General features: G+C 74.4%; 9 protein-coding genes and 1 pseudogene. 6 read left to right on the forward strand and 4 right to left on the reverse strand.

Features of this window, described 5'->3' with window-relative positions; genetic code table 11:
• The 3 genes and pseudogenes from BZY54_RS53475 to BZY54_RS23375 form a co-directional block, all read left to right on the forward strand.
• Window positions 1–133: pseudogene (locus BZY54_RS53475) on the forward strand (glycosyltransferase family 9 protein); the annotation flags it as partial.
• A 17-nt stretch (window positions 134–150) separates the two neighbouring features.
• Window positions 151–1,074, forward strand: coding sequence for a glycosyltransferase family 2 protein (locus BZY54_RS23370; RefSeq protein ID WP_086727293.1), 924 nt, complete (start codon window positions 151–153; stop codon window positions 1,072–1,074).
• Window positions 1,071–1,967 (forward strand): glycosyltransferase family 2 protein, encoded by an 897-nt coding sequence (locus tag BZY54_RS23375; RefSeq protein WP_086727294.1) that lies wholly within the window; start codon window positions 1,071–1,073, stop codon window positions 1,965–1,967. Before BZY54_RS23370 ends, BZY54_RS23375 begins: the two co-directional genes overlap by 4 nt.
• 254 nt (window positions 1,968–2,221) lie before the next feature.
• Here the strand turns inward: BZY54_RS23375 and BZY54_RS23380 are convergent, their stop codons facing one another.
• The 4 genes from BZY54_RS23380 to BZY54_RS23395 form a co-directional block, all read right to left on the reverse strand.
• The gene (locus tag BZY54_RS23380) at window positions 2,222–2,440 is read right to left on the reverse strand and encodes a hypothetical protein (RefSeq protein WP_086727299.1); all 219 of its coding nucleotides are present in this window, start codon (window positions 2,438–2,440) and stop codon (window positions 2,222–2,224) included.
• Window positions 2,441–2,508: 68 nt separating this feature from the next.
• Window positions 2,509–2,829: a DUF3040 domain-containing protein gene (locus BZY54_RS23385; protein ID WP_086727295.1), complete on the reverse strand. Its 321-nt coding sequence runs from the start codon at window positions 2,827–2,829 to the stop codon at window positions 2,509–2,511.
• Window positions 2,830–2,896: 67 nt separating this feature from the next.
• The gene (locus tag BZY54_RS23390) at window positions 2,897–3,817 is read right to left on the reverse strand and encodes a polysaccharide pyruvyl transferase family protein (protein ID WP_086727296.1); all 921 of its coding nucleotides are present in this window, start codon (window positions 3,815–3,817) and stop codon (window positions 2,897–2,899) included.
• A gap of 78 nt (window positions 3,818–3,895) precedes the next feature.
• Window positions 3,896–4,639: an MgtC/SapB family protein gene (locus BZY54_RS23395; RefSeq protein ID WP_086727300.1), complete on the reverse strand. Its 744-nt coding sequence runs from the start codon at window positions 4,637–4,639 to the stop codon at window positions 3,896–3,898.
• A gap of 139 nt (window positions 4,640–4,778) precedes the next feature.
• On the opposite strand from BZY54_RS23395, the gene BZY54_RS23400 reads away from it, so the two are divergent.
• From BZY54_RS23400 to BZY54_RS23410, 3 genes are all read left to right on the forward strand, one after another.
• Window positions 4,779–5,249, forward strand: coding sequence for a TIGR03668 family PPOX class F420-dependent oxidoreductase (locus tag BZY54_RS23400; protein ID WP_208640732.1), 471 nt, complete (start codon window positions 4,779–4,781; stop codon window positions 5,247–5,249).
• A gap of 139 nt (window positions 5,250–5,388) precedes the next feature.
• Window positions 5,389–5,805, forward strand: a complete 417-nt coding sequence (locus BZY54_RS23405) for a CBS domain-containing protein (RefSeq protein ID WP_086727298.1) — start codon at window positions 5,389–5,391, stop codon at window positions 5,803–5,805.
• Window positions 5,806–5,868: 63 nt separating this feature from the next.
• On the forward strand, window positions 5,869–6,693 hold an 825-nt coding region (locus tag BZY54_RS23410), incomplete at its 3' end, for a winged helix DNA-binding domain-containing protein (RefSeq protein ID WP_086727301.1).

Genomic DNA, 6,693 nt, shown 5'->3' on the forward strand with positions numbered 1-6,693 from the left:
CCCTCCGGACCGTGCCCTGTGGCACGGTCCGGAGGGCGACCCGCACGGCCGCCGCCCCGACCCGGCGCTGAGGAGGATCAGCGCCGATGAGGTCCTGGACGCCCTCGACGCGCTCCCCGAGCCGTCGAACTGACCGAGGGGACCGGCACCATGGAACACTCACCCGTCGGCGTGGTCATCGCCACCCGCAACCGCTCCGCCAGTCTGGCCGTCACCCTCCGCCGCCTGCTCGCCCTCCCCGAGCACCCCGAGATCGTCGTCGCCGACAACGCCTCCACCGACGACACCCGCGACCTGCTCGCGCGCGGCTTCCCGCAGGTGCGGGTCCTGGCGCTGCCGTTCAACCGCGGCGCCCTCGCCCGCACGCACGGCATCCGCGCCCTGCACACCCCCTACGTGGCCTTCAGCGACGACGACTCCTGGTGGGAGCCCGGCGCGCTGGCCCGGGCAGCCCGCCTCTTCGACGACCACCCGCGGCTCGGCCTGCTCGCCGCCCGTACCCTCGTCGGCCCCGAGCAGGAACCCGACCCGCTGAACAAGGTGCTCGCCGACTCGCCGCTCGGCCCCGCCACCGACCTGCCCGGCACCCAGGTACTCGGCTTCCTCGCCTGCGCCTCCGTCACCCGCCGCACCGCCTACCTCGACGCCGGAGGCTTCCACCCCCTGCTCTTCTTCGGCGGCGAGGAGACCCTGCTGGCCTACGACCTCGCCGCACGCGGCTGGGGCGTCACCCACTGCCCCGAGGTGGTCGCCCACCATCATCCGGCAGCCGGCCCCCGCACCGGCCGCCCGGCGGCCCAACGCCGCAACGAACTCCTCACCGCCTGGCTGCGCCGGCCCCTGCCGCACGCCCTCGCCCGCACCCGCGCCCTGGCCACCGACGCCCGCCACGATCCCTCCGCCCGGCGCGCCCTGCGCGAGGCGCTCACCCGCCTGCCGGCCGCCCTGCGCGCCCGCCGCGTCCTGCCCCCGCACGTCGAGCGCGCCGCCCGCCTGCTGGACACGGACGCGGGCACCGACCCACATATGGCCCCCAGTACGGGCATGGGCCCGGACCGCGGAGGCCCGCCATGAACGACCCCCGCACCACCGTCGTGGTCATCACCCACAACCGGTGCCCCGAACTCCTGCGCACCCTCGACCATCTCGCCCGACTTCCCGAACAGCCCGAGGTGATCGTCACCGACAACGGTTCCACCGACGGCACCTCCGCCGCCGTGGCCCGCCGGCACCCGCGGGTACGGCTGCTGCGCCCGGGACGCAACCTCGGCGCCGTCGGCCGCAATCTGGCCGTGCGCCACGTCCGCACCCCGTACGTGGCCTTCTGCGACGACGACTCCTGGTGGGCGCCGGGAGCACTGTCCGGTGCCGCCGATCTCCTGGACCGGCACGCCGCGCTCGGCTCCGTCACCGCCCGCATCCTCGTCGAACCGGACGGCACCGAGGACCCGATCGTCGAGGAACTGCGCAACTCACCTGTTCCAGGGCCGCGTTGGCTGCCGGGCCCGGCGCTCGGCTCCTTCCTCGCCGCGGCGACCGTGCTGCGCACCGAGGCGTTCCGGCGTGCGGGCGGCTTCAACCCGCGGCTGTGGCTCGGCGGCGAGGAGGAACTGCTCGCCGCGGACCTGGCCGCCGACGGCTGGTGGCTGACGTACGCGGAAGATCTGACGGTCCATCACCACCCCTCCGTCGTTCGGGATCCGACACGCCGCCGACGGGACGGCATCCGCAACACCCTGTGGTTCACCTGGCTGCGCCGGCCGTTGCGGCCCGCGCTGCGCCGCACCCTGCACCTGGCCCGCACGGTGCCCCGCGACACGGCGTCCCTGCTCGCCTTCGCCGAGGCGGCGGCCGCGCTGCCCTGGGTACTGCGCGAACGGCGGGTGCTGCCGCCCGAGGTGGAGGGGCGGCTGCGGTTGCTGGAGGACAGCCAGCGCCGGTCGAAGGCCCGCCGCTACACCGGGTGAGCACGGCACACCGGGACTGCACCGGGTGGTTCCACCTGGTGAGGAGGGGACGGTCCGCACCGCGGCAGAACTGCGCCCCGCCGCGGTGCGGACCGAACGGCGGGGCTGAGGAAGGACGGCAACACCTGGGGGACGGGGCTGAACGCCGGTCCTGAGGAGTCCCTGAAGAACCGGGGCCGAACGCCAACTCGAGCGGGCCGAAGGCCATATCGGGCGACCTGGCGACGTCGGTCGGTATGTCGACCGACGAGGACTCAGCCCGTATTGCCGGACCGGCCGGTCCTCCCGGACCGTTCGCCCTTCGGGCCCAGGCCGCGCTCCGTGCGCGGACCGCTGCTGCGCAGCTTCGGGTCCTGTTGCAGTTCCTCGTTCGCGGCCCTGTCGGCGTCCTGGTCGGAGATGCCCGACCGCTCCGCCTCCTTGCGCGCCCTCGCGCGCTTGGTGTCGTACTTCTTGCTTCCGGGCTCGGGCACGACGATCACCTTCTGCCCACGCGGGTTCCCCCCGGCCTGCCGGGGCAAACGGCCTCGGACGGTCTGGCTCACGCCGTTCGCGATCGCCGGGACAGCAGCCGGACGACGGCGTACAGTGTCGGCGGCCACACCACGGCGAACGCCCAGATCACCCCGGGGTCCGAGGTGACGATACCCGCCGTCAGGAGGGTGACGGTGACGCCCAGCAGGACCACCACCGCCCACGGTTTCGATATGTACGCCGCCGCTCGCGAGAGGACTCTCGGGAGGTCCGGGCCCCGGCGGCGCGATGTACTCAGCCGCCGGGCGAGCCGTCGGTCACGGCTCAGGGCGCGCTCTATCTCGTCCAGTATCCGCTGTTCGTGATCGGGGAGTCGGCTTGTCGACACTGTTGCTCCTACGAGGGGGACCGAGCTACCTGCCGCGTCGTTCTCCGGGTGCCCGTACGCCATCGGGCTAACCGGTGCCGAGCGGGCGCAGTGTCGCCGGCAGGTCCTCGGCACCGTCCCGTCCGGAGCCCGCCGCGAACGCGTCGCACATCCGCCGCGCGGCCGTTCGGCCCGAGGTCAGGCACCAGTCCCACCAGCGGTCCAACTCGGCCGTGGCGAGCCGTTCCGCGGGCACCAGCGCGGGCCAGCCGCAGGCACGCGCCTGAGCGGTCACCTTCGCGCCCCCCGCGACGGGGTCCACGGCCAGCGCGGGCGTACCGGCGCGCAGCGCGAGCACCATCCCGTGCAGCCGGTCGGTGACCACGAGGTCCAGGCGGGCCAGCACGGACTGGAGCTGCTCCGGCGTGGCGCACAGCCGCCAGTCACGGGTGTCGAGCCGGGTCTCCAGCTCCAGGCGCGCACAGTCCTTGCCGTGCAGCCAGGCGGTCACCTCCCGGGCCACCACGTCGTGGCGGCGCGCCCGCCCGTACTCGTGCTGCCCGTGTGTGAGGACCACGCCGACCACCGGCCGCGCCGGCCGGACGGGGGCGCCGGCCGCCAGGTCCAGGGCGGGTGCGGCCGCCGGGGCGTCCCGGGCGAGCACGTGGTGGAAGCCGGTGACGGCCGGGCTGCCGGGGTCGATCACCGAGGTGCCCACGGCGATCCGCACGCAGTGCGCGAACCGCCGGTGCAACTGCTCGACCTGCGGCCCGTGCAGCGGCCCGCACACGAACACCAGCCGCCCGTACCGCTCGGGCCGTACGTCGTCCAGATGCAGGGCGCCGGGCCGGAACCCGGGGCTCCAGGCGACGTCGTAGGCCAGCCCGGCCCGCCGCAGCACGTCCTCGACCCGGTGCAGCGCCAGCACGTCCCCGGCGGTCGCCTCCCCGTCCGGGAAGCTGAACCACCCCGTGAGCAGAGTCCGCGGCTCGTCCTGTCGCCGGTGCACAGTGCGCCCCGGGTGCCCTCCCGGCCCGCCGCCATGCACCGCGCCAGACACCCGACAGGACCTGTCCGGTCGGCACACCTAGACGTCCTGGGCGTCCTCCTGCGCGCCGAGACTGAGCTCCACGTCGACGACCCCCTCGTCATGGAAAAGTTCGGACGCCAGCCGCCCGGCGTCGGCGGTGCCTTCCAGGCGGAGGAGCACCCGGGCCGCGGCGTCCGTGCGGCCGGGCAGCCGGTCGGCCCTGACCTCCAGGATGCGAAAGCCCCGCCGGGTGCAGGCCTCCATCAGCCGCGGCAGCAGCGCCCGGCCGGTCAGATACGTCAGCCGCACCTCGACCGTGGTGGCCTGGGCACCGGCGATGAGCCGGGGCGTCAGACGGGGATAGCCGCGTACGACGAGGAAGTGCAACACGGTGGTCGCCAGGGCCAGGATCGGCAGCCCGCCCCCGCAGGCCATGCCGACCGCGCAGGTCAGCCAGATGGTGGCGGCGGTGGTCAGCCCGCGCACCGCGTCCCGTCGTACGAAGATCAGGCCGCCGCCGATGAAGCCGATCCCGGAGACGATCTGGGCGGCCACCCGCGACGGGTCGAAGGACACATTGGCCAGGCCGAGCACATTGGTGAAGCCGTGCTGCGACACCTCCATCATCAGCGCGCTGGCGACCCCGACCAGGGTGTGGGTGCGCAGGCCCGCACTCTTCTGCTGCGCCTCCCTCTCCCAGCCGATCAGGCTCGACAGCAGCAGTGCGAGCCCGAGCTCGGACAGCTGGCGCAGACCCTGCCCATTGGCCACGTCCCACAGCGGAACCGCAAGCCACGGCATGCCTCTCCCTTCGTCGGCGTCCCACCGGCCCTCGCCGCCCATTGTGTGGCCGGAGACGTCCTGGACGGGTACCCGGCGCGGTGGACGGACACGGACAAGGCATGACACGGCAAGGCAAGGCAAGGTGAGGAGCGGGCCCGTGCCACGGATGGATCCCGACCAGGCGCGACGGCTGTTCGCGGCCGCCCGGGTGGCCCGGCTGGCCACCGTGGACGAGAGCGGGCGCCCCCACCTGGTGCCGGTGGTGTTCGCCGCCGACGGTGCGGACGGCATCGTGACGGCGGTCGACCGCAAGCCCAAGCGCACCACCCGCCTGAGGCGGCTGCGCAACATCGAGGCCGGTCCGGCCGTCTGCCTGCTCGTGGACGTCTTCGACGAGGACTGGGAACGCCTGTGGTGGGTCCGTGCCGACGGCGACGCCCGGATCGTGTCCCCGGACGCGCCGGACGTGACGACCCGGGACGAGTACGAGGCCGCCGTCGAGCGGCTGCGCCGCAAGTACCCGCAGTACCGCCAGGCCCCGCCGCACGGCCCGGCGATCCTGGTCGCCGTCCGCCACTGGACGGGCTGGCAGGCGGCACCCGCGCCGGAGACGGACCCGCCGGGCTGAGGTGTGGGCGAGCCGCCCGCAGGGCGCGCCCGGCGGCGGACTCGCGCGGGCGCACGGCGCGGGCGGCCCGTTTGGGACCGCCCTTTCTGGCTACGCGGCGGGCAGCAGGCCGTCCGTGGTTCCGTCCGGGAGGTGCCCCATGACCCACCGAGTACGCGACGTGATGTCCCCAGGCGCGGTGGCCGTCGAGCCGATGACCACGCTGGAGGACGCGGCCCGCGTGATGCGCGAGCAGAACGTGGGCGACGTCCTGGTGGCTTACGACTGCGACCTGTTCGGCGTCCTCACCGACCGCGACATCGTGATCCGGGCCGTGGCGTACGGCAGCGATCCGCACACCACCACCGCCGGATCGGTCTGCACCAGGCCGCCCGTCGTCACGCTGTCGCCCGAGGACACCACCGACCGCGCGGCCGAGCTGATGCGCCAGTACGCCGTGCGCCGGCTGCCCGTCGTCGAGCACGGCGGCTGCCCCGTAGGCATGGTCAGCCTCGGCGACCTTGCCGTCACGGAGGAGCCGGCGTCGACCCTCGCGGACATCCGCAAGGCGGACTGACCGGCGGCCTGTATTGCGGCAAGCGGACAGGAGGTGTCCGCAAGCGGCGATACCGTGCCGGGCATGACGAAGAGGACGCCCACTGCGACCAGCCGGACGAAGACAGGCCAGACGGCCCCTGTGCTGAGTGTGCGTGCGCTCAACCGGGCCACCCTGGAACGGCAGTTGCTGCTGCGCCGCTCGGCGCTGGACGCCAGGGCCGCCGTGGAGCACCTCGTCGGTCTCCAGGCGCAGAACGTCCGGCCGCCGTACTACGCCCTGGCCGCCCGGCTCGACGGTTTCGCGCCCGCGGAGCTGTCCCGGCTGATGGCCGGCCGCGAGGTCGCCCGCATGGTCACCCTGCGCTCGACGATCCACACCCACACCGCCGAGGACTGCCTCACCCTGCGTCCCCTCGTCCAGGCCGCCCGCGAGCGCGAACTCGCCCAGTTCCGCCGGGGACTGGCCGGTGTCGACCTCCACCGGCTGGCCGCGCTCGCCCGCGACCTCGTCGAGGCCGAGCCGCGCACCATGAAGCAGCTGCGCGAGGCGCTGCTCGCGACCTGGCCGGACGCCGACCCGCAGGCCCTCGGCATCGCCGCCCGCTGCCTGCTGCCGCTCGTCCAGGTCACCCCGCGCGGGCTGTGGGGCAGCAGCGGCCAGGTGGCCCTCACCACCGCCGAACGGTGGTTCGGCCGGCCCGCCGGGGCCGCGCCCACCGCCGACGCGGCCGTCCTGCGCTACCTCGGCGCCTTCGGCCCGGCCTCCGTGAAGGACATGCAGGCATGGGCGGGCCTGACCCGGCTGCGCGGCGCCTTCGAGCGCCTCCGCCCGCGGCTGGTCACCTTCCGGGACGAGTGCGGTGCCGAACTCTTCGACCTGCCCGACGCGCCCCGCCCCGACCCGGAC

Origin of the sequence: Streptomyces carpinensis, from assembly GCF_002154505.1 — a bacterium.
GTDB lineage: Bacteria > Actinomycetota > Actinomycetes > Streptomycetales > Streptomycetaceae > Streptomyces > Streptomyces carpinensis.

Coding starts and splice junctions, on each gene's coding strand:
- BZY54_RS23370 (WP_086727293.1), top strand. CDS start 151: ATGGAACACTCACCCGTCGGCGTGGTCATCGCCACCCGCAACCGCTCC.
- BZY54_RS23375 (WP_086727294.1), top strand. CDS start 1,071: ATGAACGACCCCCGCACCACCGTCGTGGTCATCACCCACAACCGGTGC.
- BZY54_RS23395 (WP_086727300.1), bottom strand. CDS start 4,639: ATGCCGTGGCTTGCGGTTCCGCTGTGGGACGTGGCCAATGGGCAGGGT.
- BZY54_RS23405 (WP_086727298.1), top strand. CDS start 5,389: ATGACCCACCGAGTACGCGACGTGATGTCCCCAGGCGCGGTGGCCGTC.